Source organism: Aquirufa echingensis, from assembly GCF_042714525.1.
GTDB classification, from domain to species: Bacteria; Bacteroidota; Bacteroidia; order Cytophagales; family Spirosomataceae; genus Aquirufa; species Aquirufa echingensis.
The window spans coordinates 72,169-95,684 of the sequence record NZ_JBBKYA010000003.1 but is presented as its reverse complement, the minus strand read 5'-3'; the positions used below and the strand labels follow the sequence as shown (position 1 = coordinate 95,684).

General features: G+C 39.4%; 17 protein-coding genes. 8 read left to right on the top strand and 9 right to left on the bottom strand.

Annotated elements, in window-relative coordinates:
• Positions 1 to 8: 8 nt before the first annotated feature.
• From SKC38_RS05680 to SKC38_RS05660, 5 genes are read right to left on the bottom strand one after another with little or no spacing between them, the layout of a single operon-like run.
• Positions 9 to 1,079, bottom strand: coding sequence for a tetratricopeptide repeat protein (locus SKC38_RS05680; RefSeq protein WP_377975888.1), 1,071 nt, complete (start codon positions 1,077 to 1,079; stop codon positions 9 to 11).
• Positions 1,076 to 3,853: a hypothetical protein gene (locus tag SKC38_RS05675; RefSeq protein WP_377975887.1), complete on the bottom strand. Its 2,778-nt coding sequence runs from the start codon at positions 3,851 to 3,853 to the stop codon at positions 1,076 to 1,078. The genes SKC38_RS05680 and SKC38_RS05675 overlap by 4 nt, the downstream gene beginning before the upstream one ends.
• Positions 3,820 to 5,235, bottom strand: a complete 1,416-nt coding sequence (locus SKC38_RS05670; protein ID WP_377975885.1) for an aldehyde dehydrogenase family protein — start codon at positions 5,233 to 5,235, stop codon at positions 3,820 to 3,822. The genes SKC38_RS05675 and SKC38_RS05670 overlap by 34 nt, the downstream gene beginning before the upstream one ends.
• Before the next feature lie 11 nt (positions 5,236 to 5,246).
• Positions 5,247 to 6,020 carry a hypothetical protein gene (locus tag SKC38_RS05665; protein WP_377975883.1) on the bottom strand — a complete coding sequence of 258 codons (774 nt, stop codon included), beginning with the start codon at positions 6,018 to 6,020 and terminating at the stop codon, positions 5,247 to 5,249.
• The gene (locus SKC38_RS05660; protein ID WP_377975881.1) at positions 6,021 to 7,061 is read right to left on the bottom strand and encodes an AMP-binding protein; all 1,041 of its coding nucleotides are present in this window, start codon (positions 7,059 to 7,061) and stop codon (positions 6,021 to 6,023) included.
• 83 nt (positions 7,062 to 7,144) lie between these two features.
• On the opposite strand from SKC38_RS05660, the gene SKC38_RS05655 reads away from it, so the two are divergent.
• The 5 genes from SKC38_RS05655 to SKC38_RS05635 are packed head-to-tail and all read left to right on the top strand — an operon-like array spanning position 7,145 to position 11,361.
• Complete coding sequence (locus tag SKC38_RS05655) at positions 7,145 to 7,594, top strand: DUF2452 domain-containing protein (protein ID WP_377975879.1); 450 nt, start codon at positions 7,145 to 7,147, stop codon at positions 7,592 to 7,594.
• A 6-nt stretch (positions 7,595 to 7,600) separates the two neighbouring features.
• Positions 7,601 to 8,425, top strand: a complete 825-nt coding sequence (menB, locus tag SKC38_RS05650) for a 1,4-dihydroxy-2-naphthoyl-CoA synthase (RefSeq protein WP_377975877.1) — start codon at positions 7,601 to 7,603, stop codon at positions 8,423 to 8,425.
• A 2-nt stretch (positions 8,426 to 8,427) separates the two neighbouring features.
• Positions 8,428 to 8,832 (top strand): EVE domain-containing protein, encoded by a 405-nt coding sequence (locus SKC38_RS05645; RefSeq protein ID WP_377975875.1) that lies wholly within the window; start codon positions 8,428 to 8,430, stop codon positions 8,830 to 8,832.
• A 1-nt stretch (position 8,833) separates the two neighbouring features.
• Positions 8,834 to 10,453: a hypothetical protein gene (locus SKC38_RS05640; protein ID WP_377975873.1), complete on the top strand. Its 1,620-nt coding sequence runs from the start codon at positions 8,834 to 8,836 to the stop codon at positions 10,451 to 10,453.
• On the top strand, positions 10,453 to 11,361 hold the full coding sequence (locus SKC38_RS05635) for a class I SAM-dependent methyltransferase (protein WP_377975871.1): 909 nt from the start codon (positions 10,453 to 10,455) through the stop codon (positions 11,359 to 11,361). Before SKC38_RS05640 ends, SKC38_RS05635 begins: the two co-directional genes overlap by 1 nt.
• On the opposite strand, the gene SKC38_RS05630 is transcribed toward SKC38_RS05635, so the two are convergent.
• The 3 genes from SKC38_RS05630 to SKC38_RS05620 form a co-directional block, all read right to left on the bottom strand.
• Positions 11,358 to 12,248, bottom strand: a complete 891-nt coding sequence (locus SKC38_RS05630; protein WP_377975870.1) for a bifunctional 5,10-methylenetetrahydrofolate dehydrogenase/5,10-methenyltetrahydrofolate cyclohydrolase — start codon at positions 12,246 to 12,248, stop codon at positions 11,358 to 11,360. The genes SKC38_RS05635 and SKC38_RS05630 overlap by 4 nt on opposite strands.
• A 3-nt stretch (positions 12,249 to 12,251) precedes the next feature.
• Entirely contained in the window at positions 12,252 to 14,744 is a 2,493-nt protein-coding gene (topA, locus tag SKC38_RS05625) for a type I DNA topoisomerase (RefSeq protein WP_377975868.1), read from the bottom strand.
• Between the two features lie 109 nt (positions 14,745 to 14,853).
• Positions 14,854 to 17,142, bottom strand: a complete 2,289-nt coding sequence (locus tag SKC38_RS05620) for a DUF5686 family protein (protein ID WP_377975866.1) — start codon at positions 17,140 to 17,142, stop codon at positions 14,854 to 14,856.
• A 171-nt stretch (positions 17,143 to 17,313) separates the two neighbouring features.
• Between SKC38_RS05620 and SKC38_RS05615 the strand changes: the two genes are divergently transcribed.
• The 3 genes from SKC38_RS05615 (at position 17,314) to SKC38_RS05605 (ending at position 21,217) form a co-directional block, all read left to right on the top strand.
• Positions 17,314 to 19,578, top strand: a complete 2,265-nt coding sequence (locus SKC38_RS05615; protein ID WP_377975864.1) for an aconitate hydratase — start codon at positions 17,314 to 17,316, stop codon at positions 19,576 to 19,578.
• A 69-nt stretch (positions 19,579 to 19,647) separates the two neighbouring features.
• Positions 19,648 to 20,589, top strand: coding sequence for a ribose-phosphate pyrophosphokinase (locus SKC38_RS05610; RefSeq protein ID WP_377975862.1), 942 nt, complete (start codon positions 19,648 to 19,650; stop codon positions 20,587 to 20,589).
• A gap of 61 nt (positions 20,590 to 20,650) precedes the next feature.
• Positions 20,651 to 21,217 (top strand): 50S ribosomal protein L25/general stress protein Ctc, encoded by a 567-nt coding sequence (locus SKC38_RS05605; protein ID WP_377975860.1) that lies wholly within the window; start codon positions 20,651 to 20,653, stop codon positions 21,215 to 21,217.
• A 103-nt stretch (positions 21,218 to 21,320) separates the two neighbouring features.
• On the opposite strand, the gene SKC38_RS05600 is transcribed toward SKC38_RS05605, so the two are convergent.
• Positions 21,321 to 23,501, bottom strand: a complete 2,181-nt coding sequence (locus SKC38_RS05600; protein WP_377975859.1) for a sodium-translocating pyrophosphatase — start codon at positions 23,499 to 23,501, stop codon at positions 21,321 to 21,323.
• Positions 23,502 to 23,516 lie beyond the last annotated feature (15 nt).

Below are 23,516 nucleotides of genomic sequence, written 5' to 3'. Positions count from 1 at the left end.
CAGGAAATTTACGGAACAATTTGTTGGGTCGAATCTTGTGTCTTATTAACCGAATCAGGCTTTTTGCCAACCAATCGATCGTACAAAAGAGAAAATCGGCCATCGCCTACAAATACCTTCCTCGCCGAATCCAACAAGGCAACACTTTTAGATTTCTCACCCCGGTTTAACGCCACCAATACTTTTAAATAAAGTACGTCCCGAATTACACGTGGATTCGAAGCTAAAGGAGCTAGCGCTAATTCAACTTGATCAAATTGCTTACGATTCAAATAAAAATGAGCTAAAGCCATTCGCATCGCAGTATGTTGGGGCAACCAAGCGACACTTTGTTTTAACACTTTTTCCGCTTGCGAAAATTGACCCACATGAACTAAAAACTGCCCCCAACTAAACATCAAATAAGGATCAAGGGGATATTTCTTAATCTCGGCTAAGATTTGTTTTTGATAAGTAATATTGGGTATACGGCCAATCTGATAAGAAAAATAGGCGTGTGCCAAATCAGGATGATTTATGTCGGTCAACTGTACTGATTGTAAAGCACCTATACTGTCCAATCTAAATTGACGCTTTAGAAAATCGACATGCAATCGTTCGGAAGAAGGAATTCCTACTTGTTCTAGCTTACGTAAGTAAAAATAACCCAGTTTCTTTTCGTTATTTTCAAGATATAGATTTGATAAAATTTCATATAGTTTGGCAGATGCCAATCCACTTGACTCAACCAATTTCGCATCTTCGATAGCCTCTGAAATCAATCCTATATGACTTTTAATTTGCGCCGACAATAATAAATAGTCCAAATCTCCGGGAACCTGATTTAAGGCTTGTTCAATATCCAATTGTGCTTTTTGATAGGCACGCAAGTCAAAATAAGCCTTAGCTCTTAAATAATATAAGTTTGCTCCATCTTGATTTTCCAACAAATTGGTCAAATAAGCTACAACCAATTCAGGCTTTTGTGATTTCTGAAAAATAGCAATAGGGGGTATGGTTTCTCCTTTTGTATCCTGTGCTTTCTCGCAAGCAACAAATACAAATGAAACAATAACAAGAATCGCAAGCCTATTAATCAAAATCCTATATCAATAACCAATGGAACAATAGCCCAAGATTTACTTTCTGAAACATACATGGCTCGAACTCCTAATTCAAAAGACTGAGAGAACCTCAATGCATGAAATTGAGCCAACAAATCTACACCGAATGAATGAAACGATTGTGTTGTTTTAGACAAAATATCTTCCCCAATTCCTAAATCACCGAATAGATTCCCCTTCAAACGCGTAACGTAAAGAATACGACCCAAATTAAAATCCGTATTCTTAATCGGGAAACGATAATCGATACCCATTGTCGACAATCGATTAAATGATGTATATAAATAGCCCCGAGGAAAATTTACTGAACTAGAAAATCGGTAATTCCCTACGGATTCTTGTTGGTACGCATACCGCAACAAAACTCCGTCATGCTTAAACACACCTGGTAAATATACTTGAGCCTGAATATTCCATAATTCATCCTGAAGCGATTGCTTAAACGGTATCCCTTGCCAGTTGGCTTGCAAAACAATTCCCTTGCGAGCTTGAACATCCCATAAACTCCGACTCAATAGTTTACTATAATAAACTTGATGTTTAACGAAGCTATAATTCCCATTAAAGGGCTCCGTGTAATATCGCTTACTTAAATCATATCCACGAACTTGTAAGAAACCAAGATTCGAGCTGAATTGCAACAACTCTTGATAGGCACTATGCGTCAAATTGAGTGGAATTCGCAAACCTACATCCCAGGTTTGTTGTTTCCACTGATCCGTCCGTAAACTATCCAAAGGCTTTTTATTGTCAATATACAATTGCGTTTGGCGGTCTCCTGATTGATAATTAACATCAATGATTGGATACCAAGCTTGATAAGACATTCGGGCAAATTGATTCAACGACTTTTCACTCATCGAATAACGAACTCCGGCTGCGGCTTGCAAGGAATTGAAAACATCACGCGAAATAATGCTGTATTCCAATTGAGTTCCAGTGGAGCTAATAACAGGACCCCACGTAAACGGATTCAACAAATTCCATTTAGAAAAATACTTCGATGCATACTGAGTTTGAATAGTGTCTTTTTCCGAAGGATTATATTTTAATTCCAAATCAATTGCCTTAGCTTGTAAAGGCATTTTGACTATTTCGTTTCCGCTTGCTTTATAAACTGAATAAACCAAAGAATCTGCCTGCGGAGCAGCTTGATAGGCTCCCCAACGTTCATCAGTCAACAATTCAAAGCGATTATCCTTCCTATGAATACGCGCAATTTGATCCACATCTCCTGCAGGATAATTTAAATAAATCCAATCTCCCGAAACGCTAGGATGCGCAATATTATGTTGGCCAAAATCTTTGCGATAAATCACTTGCTGATTTAAATAATCCCAAACGCACAGCGATTTATTTCCTCCTTTTTTAGATACATAAACCAAGGTACCAGATTCGCTCAAGCGCGGCTGAAGGAATTGTTCGCCAGCTTTTGGTGCCAATGAAGCCAACGATTTTCGGTGTTCGCGATCATACACATGTAGAACGCTTTGACCATTTTCCTTCACATGAATAAAAGAAACCACCTTGGAATCACTCGAGATACTCGGACTTATCCATTTATCATTATTCTTCCAAAATGATGTCTTTCTTGACTTAAAATCATAAAACATGATTCGGGATTGCTGTTTTTGCCCCCATCGAGGATCATAATCCAGTTCAGACCAAACCACAAAATCATCTGAAGCACTCAACATTGACGCGTCAACAAGAGGACCCAAATATGTTAATCGGCGCTCATGACCGTTTTGAATTTCAACCAATTGCCTAATGTCAGAAAATCCACTTTTCATGGCAATGATACGACCATCACGCAAAACATTGGGATATAAATACTGTGTATAACCCTGCTTCTGATTCATAGATTTAGGGTTCTTCGTTATCGAATTTGAGAACAATTGGTGTGAATATTGATCTATCGACAGACCCGAACGCCTTTTAAACTGCCTTGAAAAAGCGAATAAAGTCGGATGGTTTAACGTTGACTGCCATAAGGATGGAATAAATTCATCTCCAAAATCTTTGGTCATTTGTTGGCTTAAATATTGCCCAAACACATAATGATTCGGAACCAACTGTTGATAGGATTTACCCATCATTTTGGCATAGCTAGGTATGCCATAGGTTTCCAAATAGGCTTTCAAAGGCAATTTAAATTGAGGTATATTCGAACGACCCATCGAATTAATCCTTGATTCCGTTTCCACCGCGTCACCTTCCCAGAGCCAATTGGGAATTAATAAATTACTGTAAACTGATTGCCCATACGCGCCAAATAAACCATGAACCCAATTGCCAAAACCCTGTCGGGAAGCTTTATTCTGATGAATATGACGCATTTCATGGCTAACCAAAAGTGCCAACCAATCATTGGTACCTAACAAAGAAGCGTCTTGTGTCGCAGTAGTAAAAAATTCAGCTCTAGGGGAAATTAGGCTTACAACGCCATTCGAATTCAGTCCTTGATTTTGTAAGATAACACGAAATCTATGCTTGCTTTGAGGGAAACCAGAACCAATGCTGAACCATTTTGAATCAATCTGATTCGCGGTTTCCTGCGCAACAGAATCATAACCCGCGGGATATAAAAGATCTATCGGCGCAGTATTCAAGGAAATTTGATAAAACTTCAACGAAAATGGATTTTGATCCAATGCACCATATTGTCCTAAAGACCAAAATGAACAAAGGCATAAAAAACCGATAAGCAGATTACTTAAAACCACTTCAAAACTTGCTCGATTAACCATTTAGTCCGTAAAGTGTAAGGAGGATAAAAGAAGCGTAAAGCATTTGTTTTCTGAACTAAAACTGCTTTTGCATGTGAAAATTCTTGAAATCCGAATTTACCACCAGATTTTCCGATGCCAGAATTGTTCACACCACCAAATGGAAGGGAAGAATGTCCAAATTGAATCAAACAATCATTGACGACACTAGACCCTGCAGATGTATTATTCAGAATATAATCGGTAAAGACTTTATCTTCAGAAAAGATATACAAGGCTAAAGGCTTTTCCTCCTGACTTAAATACTGTACAATTTCATCTTCAGAACGATAAGTTAATACAGGTAAAATAGGTCCAAAAATCTCTTCCTGCATGATGGCCATATCCATCGTGCACTGACTCAAGACAGTAGGACTAATGTAATTCGTTTCTGGATTTAGTTCTCCTCCAAAAATAACTTTGGCACCTTTCTCTTTGGCATCATCCAGTAATCGCACTATGCGATCGAAATGCCTCCGATTTACGATTCGAGCATAGTCCTTACTTTTTTCAATTCCTTTAGCATCTGCATTGTAAAATCCTTGAATGGCTTTTTCTAGTCCAGCTAAAAACTGAAAATGGACCTTTTCATGCACAAACACATAATCTGGTGCGATGCAAGTTTGTCCATTATTCAAAAATTTACCCCAAGCAATTTTTTGCACGCTACTGTCCATATCAACGGTAGAACCTACAATAGCCGGTGATTTCCCACCTAATTCCAAGGTAACTGAAGTCAGGTGTTTCGCCGCAGCTGCCATCACCAATTTTCCTATTGCCGGACTTCCCGTGAAAAAAATATGATCGAATTTTTGAGCTAATAAAAATGTAGACACTTGGGCATCTCCCTCTACACAAAAAACATCCGATGAATCATATAAAGCCGTTATCATCTTTTTGATAAATGCAGATGTATGTTCACTCATTTCTGATGGCTTCAAAATAATTGCATTACCAGCCGCAATGGCATGAACTAAGGGATTGATGGCCAAATTAAACGGATAATTCCATGGTGCAATAATCAAACACAAACCTTTAGGTTCATATTGAATATGCCCCTGAGTACCTAACAGTAGGAGTGGAGTCGATACTTTCTGAGGCTTAAGCCATGAATGTATGTGCTTGATCATGTGATCAATCTCACGTTTTACACCCAAAAGTTCGGCAATGATTACCTCTGAACTAGGTTTACGAAAGTCCTGATAAAGTGCATCGAAGAGTTCTTGTTGGTGCGCCAACATATAATGCTGCAATTTCCGTAGTTTCTCAATTCGCTCATCGGCACTCGAATTTTTCAACCGAAGTAATGAGGATTTTTGCAAAAACAGAACCTCTTGGATTCTTTCTTCAATAGACTGATTCATGAGCTTACTGCTTAAATGGTAAACAAATCACGTAATTTATCTTCAATTAAATCAAAATAACCCTTATTACCAGAAGGCCTAAACCAAGTGTCTCCAGCCACATACCATTTTCCATCTCCTGGGTAAACTGCGAATTGTGTTTTGGCTTTCAGATCCTCAACTCCTTTCTCAAATATAAACTCCCCAATAAACAAAACTTGCAATAATTCTTGCAATTCAATCCATTGATCTGTAAACCGAACAGGGCCTTCTGAACCACCTGATCGATAAGTAAATTTTAAATCAAAAAAGGACATTTCCCCCTCAATTCGCACCCACTCTTCATCTGCATCCATAAATTGAAAACCTAGATACAAGGGCATTTCATTACCCGCAACTTCTAGAATCGCTTGCATGAATTCTTGCAACAAGTTATCTTCAATTTCTAGACTAACCGGAACTGCTGTTGTCGTATCTGCCGCTTCTAAGGTAATAAAAGGTTCTTCATCACGTGGATTACAAGATCCTGATTGGTATAATAAAATAGCAGTTTCTAGCCGATTTCGCCATGCAAAAGACAAATCACCCGACCAAACAAAATGATCTTCTACGTTAAGTCCTTCTGCTAAAAGCTCCTCACGCGAGAAATCGTCCCGATCAATGTATTGAATTGAAACTTCAACACGTGGTTTGTCTGACAAAAAATCCTCAAAAATAAATGCCGCCTCCAAATGATAAGGGGCAGGTACATTGTTGGGACTTTCGTAAAACAATTGAAATTTCTTTTCTAAACGCGCTGGTTTCATTTATTTGGATTTAAGATACAAAGCTACGGATTTCAATCTATCTATTTTACCCGAGGATGTAAATTGAAAACTACTTAATTGGATATATTGTTTGGGTAATTGCCACGATTCAAACTGTGAACGCAAAATATCCTGCATCGCAGATTGTCTTGCTAAACTCCAATCACCTGAATAAAATAAAGTTACTTGTTGGCCATAAACCTCATCCGGAATCGCTTCAATAAAAAACGATGAGGGTTGGTTTTCATTCGCACTAATAAATTTTTCCAATTCCTCTGGATGTATTTTCCTACCCGCGGAATTGATCACACGATCAAAACGCCCTTTTATTTCAAAACTTGAATCATCCTCGATTGACACGATATCATTGGTTTGAACCCATGTATTATCTGTCATCAAACCCTTTATTTTCAAACATGCCCGTTCATCTACACCGATTTCCACGGAACCTAACGTTTGAAAATAGGAATCTTTTAACGAGCGATAAGCAATGTGAGAAACCGTCTCGGTCATTCCATAGGTTTCAAAGATGGGAAAGGGCAATGTCTTGGAACGGGATTTCAAAGCATCGGATATGGCCGACCCACCCAATAAAATCCCTTTGGAACCAGCAAAAAATAGAGACAAATCAATACCGGATTCCAAAATGGCATGCCACTGATTAGGTACAAATGATGCCAATTGAATTGAAATAGGAGCAAGCCTTTCAAGCGGATTAATGGAAGGGGATACCAAACATACTTTTAAATTCAGCACGAGTGCTCTTACTAAGAGCATTGCTCCAGCAATGTAATGTACAGGTAAACTTGCTAAAACGACATCATTCGGCTTTAATTGCAACCAATCACCTGTAGAAAGTGCTGACGCTTCCATAGCATCCCGACTTACCCAAATAGGCTTAGGCGTACCCGTAGAACCCGAGGTATGAAACAAAAAAGAGGGTTGACCACTTTTCCATAATTCGCAAAATGCGAGCACCTCACGCTCGAAATCCGAGGAGGGTACAAACAATTGATCAGAAAGAGGGGAAAATACCTGCATAAATCAACAAATCATTCCAAAATTAACCAAACATTCTCTAATTTCGTGAGTTAATAGAAGGTTAATCAAATAACCTTGCTTAGATGAAAGAAGATCCATTTTTAAATCCGATCAATCCTGACAAAGTAGCCCAAAATCCGGGTTTACTTCCTTATGCCCATACGGCAGGAGGAGCTGTCATTAAACCGGAAGATACGGGTAAAACAAAGGGGAGAAGTATTTTAGCGATGCGCCAACAAACGGACCGCCAAATGAACCAACTCTATGAACAAATGGAAGTTCTAGCAAAGCAAGCTAAGCTTTTAGCCGACCGAAAGGAGATTTCAGAACGTATTTACGATGCTGCCATGGGATTTGAGCCCATTATTTCTGAAACCTATTACATGTATGAAAAAGAAGATGGAACCGACTTGCTTTCGCTAGTTGCACCGCACGAATGGGGCCGTTCATTTAAATATAGCCGCTATTTGGCTAAAGTAATTTTACTAGCAGACCATACCTGGGATGTTACCTATAACGAAGAATCAAATTAACCAATTATGACGTCAAATTTGCCTTGGAAAACCATAAAGGAATACAAAGACATTTTATTCCAACAATACAAAGGGATTGCTAAAATCTCCATTAATCGACCGCATAAACACAATGCATTTACGCCATTGACCGTTCAGGAAATGTCGGAGGCCATGGAATTAGCACGCCAAGACACTTCTGTGGGTGTAATCATTTTAACCGGTGAGGGTGGAAAAGCATTCTGTTCTGGTGGTGATCAAAGCGTACGTGGAGACGGGGGATATGTTGGAGATGATTTTGTACCTCGGTTGAATGTGTTGGATTTACAACGTCAAATTAGAACCATTCCTAAACCTGTTGTTGCCATGGTCGCTGGTTGGGCTATCGGAGGAGGACACGTTTTACATGTGATTTGCGATTTATCCATTGCGGCAGAAAATGCACGCTTTGGCCAAACCGGACCTAATGTAGGATCTTTTGATGGAGGTTTTGGTGCCTCTTATTTAGCTCGTGTAGTCGGACAAAAGAAAGCGCGTGAGATTTGGTTACTTTGTGATCAATATGACGCACAAGAAGCCTTGCAAATGGGATTAGTCAATAAAGTAGTTCCATTGGAAGAGTTAGAAGCTACAACCGTGGCTTGGTGTGAAAAAATCTTGGAAAAAAGTCCTTTGGCATTGCGCATGTTGAAATCAGCATTCAATGCTGAACTTGACGGCCAAGCCGGCATTCAAGAATTAGCAGGGAACGCGACCCTTTTATACTACTTATCCGATGAAGCGAAAGAAGGTAAAAATGCTTTCTTAGAAAAGCGTAAACCTGACTTCTCTAAATTCCCTAAATTCCCATAAGTATGAATTATTGGCTCGTAAAATCAGAACCATTCAAATATTCTTGGGATGATTTCGTTAAAGAGGGAAAATCTGTTTGGGATGGCGTACGCAATTACCAAGCGCGGAATAACATGAAAGCCATGCAAAAAGGCGATTGGGTGTTTTTCTACCACTCAAACGAAGGTATGGAAGTTGTTGGCCTAGCCGAAGTAAGCAAAGAATTTTACCAAGATCCAACCACCGAAGATCCTAGATGGGTTGTCGTGGAATTGATTCCGGTAAAGAAATTCAATAAGACGGTCACATTGAAATCGATGAAGGCCGACGAAAGACTTAGTTCACTAGCGTTAATTAAACAATCGCGCTTATCTGTAACACCCGTTCAAAAAGCAGAATTTGACATCATTCTAAGTTTAACTGAATAATATGAATAAGGCTCTTTTGATTCTGATAGTTATTTCATTGTCCATTTTCAAAGGAAATGCACAAACGAATAAACGTGTTGAATTTCCGCAAGAATCAAATCAAGTGGAGACTTTTACGATTCCCATTGGGAATAAAGGTGTCATCCTACTCAGCCAATTAAACAAACAAGCATTCAACCTTAGTAAGTTTTCAACCCATTTAGAACAAGAATGGTCTACAAATGCTAACATCGATTCCAATCAAGATTATGTGACGCATAGTTACGATGGGGATGATTTATATCTTTTATTTAGTCGATTCAAGAGTAACTCTTATGTCATTTTTCGCGTGAATACCGAAAAAGGGAAGGTTGATAAATATCAAATCATCTCCGTTGACCGAATTGAAATATCTAATTTCAAAGCGTTAAATGCTTCGCTTTTCATTGCCGGAATGGTTAATTCACAACCCGTCATTCTTTATACGAATCTGAACGAAAAAAAGACCCGCATTTTACCTGCCATCGTAAAAGGACAAGCTGAAATTCAGTCGATGGATTTAGATACGGCATACCAACAAATCAATGTCACCTATTCAGTTGGGAAAAAGGCTAAAGATTACCAATTAATCCTCAAATCATTTGATGAAGATGGAAATCAAGTCAGCCAAGTTTTAATGAAACCAAATGATGAATATGCGATGATGAATGCCAAATCGGCACAAATCAATGATTCTCTACAAGTTGTGGTAGGTACCTATGGGCACAAAAACACGATTGGTTCATCTAAGGGGCCAAGTTCACAAGGACTTTATTTTCAATCATTTCTAGATGGTGAATTAACCAATTCAAGCTATACGAGCTTTACCAAATTCAGTAATTTTTTCAATTTCTTAAGCCCGAAACAAATTGAAAGACAAGCTAAAAAAATTAAAGATAAAGAGGAAAAAGGGGAGGATTTACGCTTGGATTACCGACTACTAATGCATGATATTATCCGCAAAGGAGATCATTACATAATTGTGGCAGAAGCATTTTATCCTGATTATAAATATGCCAACTTTGGCCCTTACGGGGGAGGTTATTTTCCAGGGATGACAACGATGAGTGGCTTTTATTCTCCTTGGAGTATGATGTATAATCCTTATCGATGGGGATATGGAAATTACGGTTTGTATTCACCTTTTTCAAGCTATTACAGCCCATGGGGATATCGAGGTTATAATTATTATGGAAACCAGCAACAATTTGACGGATGGGTTTATACGCATGCTGTGATTGCCGAATTAGATGCACAGGGTAATTTATTGTGGGATCATTGTATTTCGCTGCAAGATTTAAAAGAACCGAAGCTTATTCAAAAATTAAAAACATCCGTTCAGGATGATCAGATCATTTTAAGTTACAGCAAGGATAACCAAATAATCTCCAAAATCATTCGCGATCATGGAGCTACTGAAACGGAAAATACCTTGGACATCGAAACCAATTTAGAAGGTGATCGAGTTAAAAAATCAGCTGATTCCGATTTAACCTATTGGTATAACACCTATTTTTTAGCTTACGGAACACAAAATATTGTTAACCAAACAGAAGGGAAACGTCAAGTTTTCTATTTAAACAAAATTCAATTTAAGCCTTAATGTCAAACAATCACCAATCTATCGCCATTGAAACACCTCAAAACTGGGGAAAAAGCTATGAATTAATCGATTCAGGCGGATTTGAAAAATTAGAGCAGTTTGGTGAATTTGTCGTTCGCAGACCTGAACCTCAGGCACTATGGTCAAAATCATTATCGGAAGAGTTTTGGTCAATCAAGGCAAATGCGCATTTCAAAAAAGAGAAAGGCAGTACAGAACGTGGTGTATGGGATATCAAAAAAGGAGTACCCGATAAATGGTTCATCCCGTATCAGTCGGAGCATTTAGATTTAAAATTAAAGATTAGTCTATCTTCATTCAAACATGTAGGCTTATTTCCAGAACAAGCGTCTAATTGGGAGTTTTTAGCCAAAAACATACCCTTATTAAGTAACTCAAAACCTAAGATATTAAACCTATTTGCTTACACGGGTGGGGCAAGTTTAGTATGCCGACAAATGGGTGCCGATGTCACGCACGTAGACTCGGTAAAACCAGTTTTATCTTGGGCGCGCGAAAACATGGAAGTATCGCAATTGGATTCAATCCGCTGGATGGCAGAAGATGCTCTAAAATTCGTTAAACGCGAGGCTAGAAGAGGTAATTTCTACCAAGGTGTGTTGCTAGACCCTCCGGCTTATGGTCGTGGACCAGATGGAGAAAAATGGGTTTTGGAAGAACAGATAGACGATATGTTGCGCTCAGTAAAAGAAATTCTCGATCCTAAGGAACACATTTTATTGACTAACGTCTATTCATTAGGCTTTTCTACCTTGGTCGTAGAGAATTTAGTTAATGGCATTTTCAATGTGCCAGAAACGGCAGAATCCGGTGAATTATACCTAAATGACCAATACGACAAAAAACTCCCATTGGGAGTTTTCCATCGCTATTTGTATAAGGCTTAGTTCTTTGGATAAATCACTCCTTTGGCAGCCAAAAGGGTGTTTTTCATCAAGGAAACAATCGTCATTGGACCTACGCCCTTAGGTACAGGTGTGATGTAAGAACAGATTGGGAATACGGAATCAAAATCAACATCACCTTTTAAAGCGAAACCAGATTTTTTGCTAGCGTCTTCCACACGTGTCAAACCTACGTCAATAACCACTGCGCCAGGTTTAACGTGTGCTGCAGTGATAAACTCAGGCTTACCTAATGCCGCAATAATAATATCGGCTTGTTGGCACATCTCCTCCAAATTTGCTGTACGCGAATGTGTCAATGTAACCGTACAGTTTCCTTGTGGATGATTGCGTTGCATTAAAATAGACATGGGCAAACCTACAATTTGACTACGACCTACAACTACGCAATGCTTTCCTGCCGTTTCAATCTTGTAGTAAGCTAATAAATCCAAAACACCTTGAGGGGTAGCGGAAATATAAGCGGGCAATCCTTTCGCCATCCGACCAATATTAATCGGGTGGAAACCGTCTACATCTTTGGAAGGATGAATCGTTTCCATCACACGGTCAGGATTGATGTGATTAGGAAGAGGTAATTGAACAATTAATCCATCCATTTCGGGATTGTTATTCACTTCTATTACAGCTTGCAATAATTCTGCTTCGCTAATCGATGGATCAAAACGCAAAAGGGTAGAGGCAAAACCTAATTCTTCACAAGATTTCACTTTATTCGCCACATAAGTTTCAGATGCGCCATTGTTACCTACAAGAATGGCAACTAAATGGGGGGCACGCTTACCTGAAGCAACTAATTCTTGAACCTCTTTCGCAATGGATGCTTTCATGGATTCAGCAACCATTTTTCCATCAATAATCTGACTCATATCTTATTTTTTTCTTGTTGTCTTTTTAGGAGCTGGAGCTGCATCACCTAATGCGATACAATCTTCCAATGTTAAACTAGCTGGATCTTGATCCTTCGGAATCTTTACATTTCGTTTACCGATTTGAATGTAAGGACCATACATGCCATTCACGACCTTAATGGCTGCATTCTCAGGGAATTCCTTAATGATCTTATTGGCTTCTGAATTTCGTTTCGCTAAAATCAATTCAATAGCTCGCTCTTGTGTCAGAGAAGCTAAATTATCCGTTTTACTCAAGGAAATATATTTACCATTATGCTTGACATAAGGGCCAAAACGGCCTTTACCCGTTTCAATTAATTGATCTTCAAAATAACCCAACCCCGCTGATTCAGCTGCTTTTTGAGCTGCTTGCATTACTAAAACGGCTTGATCTAATTCAATCGTAAAAGGATCATTCGGTTCAGGCAAACTGGTGAATTTACCATCGTATTTTATGTATGGCCCTAATTTACCAGCACCAATCACCACAGGCTTATCATCTAAAATACCAATCTCACGAGGTAATTTTGGTCGAGCAAGTAAAGCGATCGCCTCATCCAAACTTAGCGTAGCAATCGATTGATTTTTACCCAAATTGGCAAATACCGGTTTATCCTCTTCTCCCGACTCACCCAATTGTACAAATGGGCCAAATTTCCCTAAACGAACAGAAATCTTTTTACCCGTTTCAGGATCTAAACCTAATTCACGGCCACCACCTACAGAACTGCGAGCTATGCCTTTACTATCTTCAATCGTTTTGTGGAAAGAACCATAAAAGTCCTTCATCAACTTAACCCAAGGCAATTTTCCTTGCGCAATGTGGTCAAATTCATTTTCCATTTCAGCGGTAAATGTATAATCGACCACATCTTGAAAATTCTCCACAAGGAAATCTGTAACCAAAGTTCCAATGTGGGTTGGGAATAATTTCGATTTCTCAGCACCAACCATTTCAGTTGCCTTTACTCCCGCAATTTCATCATCTTTCAACGTCCATGTTTGGTAAGTTCTTTCCTTACCAGCACGATCTTCTTTCTCCACATAAGCACGCTTAATAATCGTGGATATGGTAGGCGCATATGTAGATGGCCGACCGATGCCCTTTTCTTCCAAAGCCTTAACCAAACTGGCCTCTGTATAACGCGGAGCTGGACGTGAAAAACGCTCCTGAGCTTTTAATTCATCTAATTGTAAGATTTGTCCAACCGCTAATGGAGGCAACATATCTTTGTTCTCATCCTCTTCCTCCTCGTCTTTTCCTTCTAAATAAGCTTTTAAAAATCCTTCAAAAGCAATAACCTCACCTTGAGCAACTAAAACTTCAGTCGTCGTTGATATTTCAATTTGAGCCGTTGTTCTTTCGAGTAAAGCATCCGACATCTGTGAAGCAATCGAACGCTTCCAGATCAACTCATATAATTTACGTTCACGCGAATCCCCAGATAGGGTAGATAGGCCAAAATCCGTTGGACGGATGGCTTCGTGAGCCTCTTGTGCGCTATCAGACTTGGTTTTAAACTGACGGGCATGATGAAATTTCTCACCATAATTCGATTCGATTGCTGCTTTTGCCTTGTCACGTGCTTCTTGTGAAAGCATTGTTGAATCGGTACGCATATAGGAAATACGACCTGATTCATACAATTTTTGTGCAATCGACATAGTCGTAGCAACCGCATAACCTAGTTTACGCGACGCTTCTTGTTGGAGCGTAGATGTCGTAAACGGCGGCGCCGGTGTCTTTTTAGCCGGCTTCGTTTCTAGACTTTTAATTGAAAATGTTGCACCCACACATTTCTTCAAAAATTCCAAGGCATCACCTTCTTTGGCAAAATTCTTAGCTAATTCAGCTTTCAAGACTTTTTTACCTGGAAGATCAAATAGTGCACTAACTTTGAAAGTAGCGATACTAGCATGATGTTCAATTTCTCGCTCACGTTCTACGATTAACCGAACCGCAACGGATTGCACACGTCCGGCAGATAAACCTTTTTGAACTTTAGACCAAAGAACTGGAGATAGCTCAAAACCGATTAAACGATCCATGATTCGGCGGGCTTGTTGCGCATTCACCAAATCCATATCAATCGCACGAGGTTGCTCAATCGCCTTTAATATGGCTGATTTCGTAATCTCACGAAATACGATTCGCTTCGTATTATCTTTTAAATTTAAGGCCTCTTTTAAGTGCCAAGAAATCGCTTCTCCCTCACGGTCGTCGTCAGTCGCTAACCAAACTTCCTCACATGATTTAGCTAATTTCTTTAATTCCGAAATGACTTGTGTCTTATCCGAAGAAACGACATAAGTAGGCGTGAAATCATTTTCTACATCAATGACCTTATCACCTTTGGTAGGTAAATCCCGCACATGACCGAAAGAAGATTTTACAATAAAATCCTTGCCCAAATAACCTTCTATCGTTTTTGCTTTTGCGGGGGACTCAACTATGACCAAATTTTTTGCCATCAGATAAATGTTTCAGGTTAAATTTTCGAAATGACCTCAAATATAGGTGCTTAAAATGTATTTGTTTACAATTACAGCGAAAGCACCAAAAAAAATCTAAAAAATCATATTATTCAGGAATATTACCAATTCGAATTCGCGAATTAATGTTGACACGGAATCCAATGTAATTAAAAGACCCATTTGAAAAATTGGCAATCGCCTCCAAACGCAAGACCTTAATGACACCATCCAAACCATATCCTAACTCCTGATAAAACAAATTTTGCTTAGGCAGATATACTGCATTCGCAATTAATAATTCTTTGACATAAGCCTTCTTGGTCCCCAACAAAGGTTTCAACCACAAGTTTGAGAACTGAAATTGCGATAAGGCCTCAACAAAATTTCCAGACGTGCTATAAGCGTAATGATTCACATTAAAACGCTGATTGGCACCGGTTGTAAAATTCTGATAGTATCCTATAAGCCGCTGGGAGGCCAACATATCACCCGTTTGAATAAGATTGAGTCCACCATTAAAGTGTTTATAATCCAAAAAATATTCGGGAGAATGACCAAAAAATGTTCCTGCATTTAATACAAAACCTGATTTCGCCCAAGGTGATAGCGCTAAGTTTTGAACATAAGATAATTCAAGCATTTGAAAATCAACTTTTGAACCAAAGACCTCAGGCCAACCGGCACGATATTTTACTTGAATCAAGGGCGAAGATCCCCAATCACTTTGACGGGTCGAATTCAAATATGATTGTGTCAAAAATGGCCTAAAACCCACTGAAAACTGGGTAATAAAGGCTTGATTACTTTCAAAACCTTCTTTTAGGTTTTCCACGTTCGTTGGGTTATTACTGCTAAATGCACGATTTAAATAATTAACCCAATAATAACCCGTCGTATTATCCATTTGCGATCTCAATGCAGATTCCGCATAGGCCTTAATGAAAAGGCGTGAAGAAAAACGCTTGATTAAGGAAATATTCCAATATTGCTTGCGGTAAATCTTCATTTGATTGTTTTTCAACAACAAAGTTGAAAGCGAATTCATTTCGGGTGAAATCGTATTATCAGGATTGTATTGTGCTACAAAATCCCCTTGAGTGGCGGAGATATCAAAATTTTCTGTTTTGTATCTTAATTTGACATATCCTGTATTTCGATTTAAGCCAAATGATCGTCTGCCTAAAACCTCTGCCTCCATCATCCGATAACGCGCCCATCGTTTCCGAAAGACCAAAGCAGAGTTTGCAACAAAACCTTCGACGGTGTTAAAATTGGAATCAAAAACAGGGGATTTATAATAAATTTCAAATGGATAAAAATCGCCCTTTCGTTTCCCGAAATAAAACGACTTACTAAAAATCAATTGGTCGATGCGAAAAGGACTCCTCCGTAAGGTATCAAAATAGGCAATACTTGAAGAGTCTATAGGGGCAGGAAAAAATGCATTGTTCGTTGGCAGAACATCCTTTATCGGCACAATTTTCACTGAATCAACAGTCACAAGCGCCGATTGGGGCCGTTGTTTCCACTTACGGATTAAGCCTTGATGGAAATTAGCCAACAATTGGCTCGCAAATGTTTCATCAAAAGCGCGTTCAGAAATATTAAGGATTTCTTTGATGTCTTTCGGTTTTTCAAAATCATGTACACTGGGTTGCCAAAATTGAATATCGCCTTTTACATTCTCTTGAATCTCGTATTCTCCTGTAATGCCCAAAACCCCACCTTTTACATTAAAATTAGCTTCTTGGGGCAACCAACTCTCATACTTATATTGATTTTGAATATGAATGCGATAATCAATCGCATCTGACTCCACCGTACCATCAAACCCTACAAACATACCTTCTTGGCTCAGTGTGATAATCCCTGAGAACAATCGATCAGCTTTCATTTTAGGACTTACCGTAAATTGGTAAACCGCCTGGCCCTGTAAAAGAAAAGTTTGTTTAAATGTAAATTGATAATAACTCCTAGCTTGATAGTTTAATGGAGAAACACATTGGGTACCTACAAAATCTTGGTAAAAATCAGACCAGAAAAATAGGGTAGGCCGTGGGAACTTAATCTGATTCCCACGCACAGAATGAACTTCATGAATCATTTGATTCATTGCTCCCATATAAACATGAGAATTTGTTTGCTTCCCGTACCACTGGCCAATCTTAATACCCTCTAATTTTTGAAGCCTTTGCTTTCCTAGATTTGGGAAATGTTCAAATCGGCCCTTTTCTGAAATTTCTACATCAAATTGCAGATGCCGTATTTGAGCCGCATGGTTAGGTGCTTTCGCAATTGCTAGATCAACAACCGCCTGAAAATCATTCATTTGTGCCCACATCCATTGCGGTGTACAAATCAGTAAAATGAAAAACAAACGATAGATAACTTTCAAACTGAATAGGCTTAATCGGCTATCAAAGCAGCCAAAAACATTATTTAACAGGGAAACGATTGCCAAATTTCAATAAAATAAAATTGAAAGGAAATCATAGCCTTCAAAATTGGCAATTTTCAAGCGAATCTATTAATTTTGCGAGCAATTTCTTATATAAAAATTATTAACATGGCCTTTGACATTGAAATGATCAAAGCTGTTTACGAAAGAATGCCGGCTCGCATCGCAGCAGCACGTGCATTAACTGGTAAGCCGCTTACGTTAACTGAAAAAATCCTTTATAGCCATTTATGGGAAGGAACACCGTCTACTGCTTACGCACGTGGAAACTCATATGTAGATTTCGCACCAGATCGCGTAGCTATGCAAGATGCAACGGCTCAAATGGCCTTATTGCAATTTATGCAAGCGGGTCGCCCTCAAGTAGCTGTACCTTCTACGGTACACTGTGATCACTTAATTGAGGCTAAAGTTGCTTCAACGACAGATTTAGCGGTTGCAGTAGATAAAAATAAAGAGGTTTACGATTTCTTGTCATCGGTTTCTGATAAATACGGTATCGGTTTCTGGAAACCAGGCGCTGGTATTATTCACCAAGTAGTTTTGGAAAATTATGCCTTCCCAGGTGGAATGATGATTGGTACTGACTCACACACGGTTAATGCAGGTGGATTAGGTATGATCGCAATCGGAGTGGGTGGTGCTGATGCTTGTGATGTCATGGCAGGTCTTGCTTGGGAATTGAAATTCCCTAAGTTGATCGGTGTTAAATTAACAGGTAAACTAAATGGTTGGACTGCTCCTAAAGATGTTATCTTAAAGGTAGCTGGTATTTTAACAGTAAAAGGTGGTACAGGATGTGTGGTTGAATACTTCGGTGAAGGAGCAACTTCAATGTCATGTACGGGTAAAGGAACCATTTGTAACATGGGGGCGGAAATTGGTGCAACGACATCAACATTCGGTTACGATGATTCAATGGCGCGTTACTTACAATCTACAGGTCGTGCAGATGTTGCAGCGATGGCAGATCAAGTACGTGAGCACCTAACTGCAGATCCTGAGGTTTACGCAAACCCTGAGCAATATTTTGATCAAGTAATCGAAATCGATTTAGATACATTAGAACCACACTTAAATGGTCCTTTCACACCGGATTTGGCAACGCCAATTTCAAAAATGAAAGAATTAGCCGAGAAAAACGGTTGGCCTACAAAAGTAGAGGTTGGTTTGATCGGTTCATGTACCAATTCATCATATGAAGATATTGCGCGCGCGGCATCGTTAGCAAAACAAGTAGCTGCCAAAGGATTAAAAACCAAAGCGCAGTTTACAATCACACCAGGTTCTGAATTAGTTCGTTATACAATTGAGCGTGACGGTTTTATTGATACGTTCAATACAATCGGCGCAACTGTATTCTCGAATGCATGTGGACCATGTATCGGTCAATGGGCACGTCCAGGAGCTGAAAAAGGAGAGAAGAACACCATCGTTCACTCATTCAATAGAAACTTTGCGAAACGCGCGGATGGCAATCCAAACACATTTGCATTTGTTGCTTCACCAGAAATGGTCACAGCTTTAGCGATTGCGGGAGATTTAACATTTAATCCGTTAACTGATACGTTAACCAACGAAAAAGGGGAACAAGTTAAATTGGATGCTCCTACAGGAGATGAATTGCCACAAAAAGGTTTTGCTGCAGAAGATGCAGGATACCAAGCTCCCGCAGCGGATGGTTCAGGTGTTCAAGTTAAAGTTTCAGCAACATCTGACCGTTTACAATTATTAGATCCATTTGCAGCTTGGGAAGGCACTGACTTAACAGGCTTGAAATTATTGATCAAAGCAAAAGGAAAGTGTACAACAGATCATATCTCGATGGCAGGTCCATGGTTGAAATACCGTGGTCACTTAGATAACATCTCGAACAACATGTTGATCGGTGCTGTTAACTTCTTCAATGAGAAAACAGACAACGTTAAAAATCAATTAACAGGTGAATATGGTCCTGTACCTGCCACGCAACGTGCTTACAAAGCAGCGGGAATTGGGACAATTGTGGTAGGGGATACCAACTACGGTGAAGGCTCATCACGTGAGCATGCGGCAATGGAACCACGTCACTTAGGTGTTCGTGCGGTATTGGTTAAATCATTTGCACGTATTCACGAAACCAACTTGAAAAAACAAGGTATGCTTGCGTTAACATTCGCTAATGAAGCAGACTATGATAAGATTCAAGAAAACGACAGCATTAATATTGTTGGCCTAGGTTCATTCGCACCCGAGAAATCATTAACGATTGAATTGGTTCATGCAGATGGTTCGAAAGATAGTTTTGCTGTGAATCATACCTACAATGCACAACAAATTGAATGGTTCAAAGCAGGTGGTGCATTGAACATTATTCGTGCATCAGTAAAATAGATTTGATTTAAGGCGTAAAATGTCTAATTTTGCGCCTTAATTTTTATAATTAAGCCCTTAACAAATAACATGGCAGCGATTAACGCAGTTAAAATTTTCTCCGGTTCGGCTTCTAATTATTTGGCAAAAGAAATCGCCAAATATTACGGGAAGGATTTAGGAGCTGTTACCACTTTACGATTCTCAGATGGTGAAATGTCACCTAGTTTTGATGAATCTGTTCGCGGCTGTGATGTATTTATTATTCAATCAACATTTCCTACGGCTGATAACTTGATGGAATTGTTATTGATGATTGATGCGGCAAGAAGAGCTTCAGCCCACTATGTGACTGCAGTTATTCCTTATTTTGGTTATTCACGTCAAGATCGTAAAGATCGTCCACGTGTAGGAATTGGAGCAAAATTAATTGGCAATTTATTGACAGCTGCTGGAGCGGATCGTTTAATGACGATTGACCTACATGCAGGTCAGATTCAAGGATTCATGGATTTTCCAGTAGATCACTTGGAGGGAAACGCCATTTTTGTTCCATATTTGAAATCATTGAATTTACAAAACATCGTATTCGCTTCTCCAGATGTGGGAGGTGTAGTACGTACGCGTAACATGGCCAAATTCTTCAATGCGGAGATGGTTATTTGCGATAAGCACCGGAAACGTGCTAATGAAATTGCATCGATGCAATTAATTGGTGATGTGAAAGGAGCAGATGTAGTCTTAGTCGATGACTTAATTGATACAGGTGGTACTTTGTGCAAAGCCGCTCAATTATTAATGGATAAGGGTGCAAATTCCGTTCGCGCGGTGGTAACTCACCCTGTTTTATCTGGAAAAGCGTATGAGAACATTTCTAATTCAGTTTTAACTGAATTATTAGTTACAGATACGATTCCTCAAAAACAAGCATGCGACAAAATTAAGGTATTATCAGTTGCTGAGTTATTTGCGAAGGCAATCGGTCGTATCCGTGATCACGAGTCTATCAGTTCTTTATTTATTAAATATTAATTTCAATCGTTTTCAGGGGATAGCCTTCGAGCGAAAGACTGGAAACACTAACAAAAACAAAATGAAAAAGTTAGAAATCGTAGGGTATAAGCGCGCTACATTAGGTACAAAAGGTTCAAAAGATTTACGTGCAGAGGCACTAGCTCCATGTGTATTATACGGTGGAAAAGAGCAATTGCATTTCGCTGTTCCAATGATCTTGTTCCGTGAGTTATTATATTCTGCAGATGTTTACGAAGTAGAATTGAACATCGAAGGTGATATTCACCGTGCTATCTTGCAAGATGCTCAGTTTCACCCAGTGAATGAAATGATTCTTCACGTTGATTTCTTAGAAATCACTGCTGATAAGCCTATCAAAATTGACGTTCCGGTTAAAATCATTGGTAACTCTCCTGGCGTTATCAAAGGGGGTAAAATGGTACAAAAATTACGTAAAGTTTCTTTGCGTGGTTTAGTAGCTAACATTCCTGATTTTGTTACTGCTGATATCTCTGGCCTTGATTTAGGTCAAACTGTAAAAGTTAACAAGTTGAAAGTTGAAGGTTGCGAAATCTTAAACCCAGCTTCTAACCCAGTTGCAACAATCGATATCCCAAGAGCTTTAAGAGGTAAATTAACCGCTTAATCCACTTCGGAATTTCTGATAGAACTAAAAAAGCCCTTCGTCAATCGACGAAGGGCTTTTTTTATGGCAAGCGATTCCCGATATCGAGAATCGCTTAAATTATCTAACGCTTTGCTACCATCTTAATGATAGGAGCAGGTGATTTTACACTCGAATGTGCAGGACTCTTTCCTACGTGAATGTAAGGTGCGATAACCAAGGATACAATGGACATCAATTTAATCAAGATGTTCATCGATGGGCCTGAGGTATCTTTGAATGGATCACCAACCGTGTCACCCGTTACAGCAGCTTTGTGAGGCTCAGAACCCTTCTTGAATGTTTGACCATCAATCAATACACCTTTCTCAAACGACTTCTTCGCATTATCCCAAGCACCACCAGCATTTGATTGGAAAATTCCCATTAAAACACCTGATACCGTTACACCGGCTAATAAACCACCTAATACTTCAGGTCCCATGGTAAAGCCAACAATCACTGGCACCGACAAAGCAATTGCACCAGGAAGAATCATTTGACGAATAGACGCCTCTGTCGAGATGGCCACACATTTTTCATATTCTGGTTTTGCCTTGTATTCCATAATTCCAGGAATCTCACGGAATTGACGACGAACCTCATTCACCATTTCCATTGCAGCTTTACCAACTGCAGAAATACATAAAGCTGAGAAAATAAATGGAATCATTCCTCCCACGAATAAGCCAGCTAAAACATCTGCCTTATAAATATCGATTGCATCAATACCAGCAATGCCAACAAACGCTGCAAATAAAGCTAAAGATGTTAACGCCGCCGAAGCAATCGCAAATCCTTTACCAGTTGCAGCCGTCGTATTACCTACCGCATCCAAATTATCTGTACGGTCACGAACCTCAGAAGGTAATTGTGACATTTCAGCAATACCACCCGCATTATCCGCAATTGGACCAAATGCATCAATCGCTAATTGCATGGCAGTCGTTGCCATCATACCCGCAGCAGCGATAGAAACACCATAGATACCAGCAAAGTGATAGGATGCAATGATACCTGCCGCCAATACCAAAATTGGTAATACCGTTGATTCCATTCCTACCGCAAGGCCACCAATGATATTTGTCGCATGACCTGTACCTGATTTTTGTACGATCGAATCTACAGGACGTTTACCCATGGCAGTGTAATATTCTGTGATGATCGACATCAAAGTACCTACAACTAAGCCTACAATAATCGCATAAAACACATCCATGGCAGAAAATGTAGTACCACGAAGTGTTAGGCTTTCTGGTAAAATATTCGTCACTAAGAAATAGGATGTTACAAAAGTGATTGCAATCGATGTATAGTTACCCAAATTCAACGCATTCTGCACTGAATCCGTTTCTTTCGAAATACGAACAAAGAAAGTAGATACTAATGATGCGATTAATCCTACACCCGCAATCAACATGGGCAATAGGACAGGGGAGAATCCACCGTAATTATCAGACACTTCAATTTCCTGACCTAATACCATTGTCGCAAGGATCGTTGCCACATAAGAACCGAATAAATCGGCACCCATGCCTGCCACGTCACCCACGTTATCTCCTACGTTATCTGCAATCGTTGCAGGGTTACGAACATCATCTTCTGGAATTCCTGCTTCAACTTTACCTACCAAATCAGCTCCCACATCCGCAGCTTTTGTGTAGATACCACCACCCACACGAGCGAACAAAGCAATCGATTCAGCTCCTAAAGAAAAACCCGCCAATACTTCGATAGCCGTTTTCATCTCAACAGAAGTCAATGCTTGTCCTTCAGCGAAAATCTGATAAAACGCAATAAATAAACCACCTAGGCCTAAAATTGCTAAACCTGCAACTCCCATACCCATCACAGAACCACCTGTAAAAGATACATTTAAGGCCTTAGCTAATGAAGTTCGAGCTGCTTCAGCCGTACGAACATTGGCTTTCGTCGCAACAATCATTCCAATATAGCCAGCTGTCGCTGAAAATATCGCGCCAATTAAAAAAGCAACGGCGATTAAAGGGGATGAGTGGATGGGATTTTCCACAGTTCCCGTTTGCGTCCCCAACCAAGCTAATAGAATTGCTGTGGGAATAGCGAAATAGGTTAATATTTTCCATTCTGCTTTTAAAAATGCAATAGCTCCATCGGCGATATAACCCGATAACTCTTGCATCTTGTCATTTCCTGCATCTTGTTTAGATACCCAACTAAATTTCCATGCTGTATACAGCAATCCTACTATACCAAAAGCAGGCACTAAGTAAACAATTTGATTCATAAATAAAGATTTAGA

What these genes read in the sequence shown, in the direction of transcription:
- SKC38_RS05600 (WP_377975859.1), bottom strand. Translation starts at nt 23,501, where the DNA reads ATGAATCAAATTGTTTACTTAGTGCCTGCTTTTGGTATAGTAGGATTG.
- SKC38_RS05645 (WP_377975875.1), top strand. Translation starts at nt 8,428, where the DNA reads ATGAATTATTGGCTCGTAAAATCAGAACCATTCAAATATTCTTGGGAT.
- SKC38_RS05675 (WP_377975887.1), bottom strand. Translation starts at nt 3,853, where the DNA reads ATGGTTAATCGAGCAAGTTTTGAAGTGGTTTTAAGTAATCTGCTTATC.
- SKC38_RS05635 (WP_377975871.1), top strand. Translation starts at nt 10,453, where the DNA reads ATGTCAAACAATCACCAATCTATCGCCATTGAAACACCTCAAAACTGG.
- menB (WP_377975877.1), top strand. Translation starts at nt 7,601, where the DNA reads ATGACGTCAAATTTGCCTTGGAAAACCATAAAGGAATACAAAGACATT.
- SKC38_RS05670 (WP_377975885.1), bottom strand. Translation starts at nt 5,235, where the DNA reads ATGAATCAGTCTATTGAAGAAAGAATCCAAGAGGTTCTGTTTTTGCAA.
- topA (WP_377975868.1), bottom strand. Translation starts at nt 14,744, where the DNA reads ATGGCAAAAAATTTGGTCATAGTTGAGTCCCCCGCAAAAGCAAAAACG.
- SKC38_RS05605 (WP_377975860.1), top strand. Translation starts at nt 20,651, where the DNA reads ATGAAAAAGTTAGAAATCGTAGGGTATAAGCGCGCTACATTAGGTACA.
- SKC38_RS05665 (WP_377975883.1), bottom strand. Translation starts at nt 6,020, where the DNA reads ATGAAACCAGCGCGTTTAGAAAAGAAATTTCAATTGTTTTACGAAAGT.
- SKC38_RS05610 (WP_377975862.1), top strand. Translation starts at nt 19,648, where the DNA reads ATGGCAGCGATTAACGCAGTTAAAATTTTCTCCGGTTCGGCTTCTAAT.
- SKC38_RS05615 (WP_377975864.1), top strand. Translation starts at nt 17,314, where the DNA reads ATGGCCTTTGACATTGAAATGATCAAAGCTGTTTACGAAAGAATGCCG.
- SKC38_RS05630 (WP_377975870.1), bottom strand. Translation starts at nt 12,248, where the DNA reads ATGAGTCAGATTATTGATGGAAAAATGGTTGCTGAATCCATGAAAGCA.
- SKC38_RS05655 (WP_377975879.1), top strand. Translation starts at nt 7,145, where the DNA reads ATGAAAGAAGATCCATTTTTAAATCCGATCAATCCTGACAAAGTAGCC.
- SKC38_RS05640 (WP_377975873.1), top strand. Translation starts at nt 8,834, where the DNA reads ATGAATAAGGCTCTTTTGATTCTGATAGTTATTTCATTGTCCATTTTC.
- SKC38_RS05660 (WP_377975881.1), bottom strand. Translation starts at nt 7,061, where the DNA reads ATGCAGGTATTTTCCCCTCTTTCTGATCAATTGTTTGTACCCTCCTCG.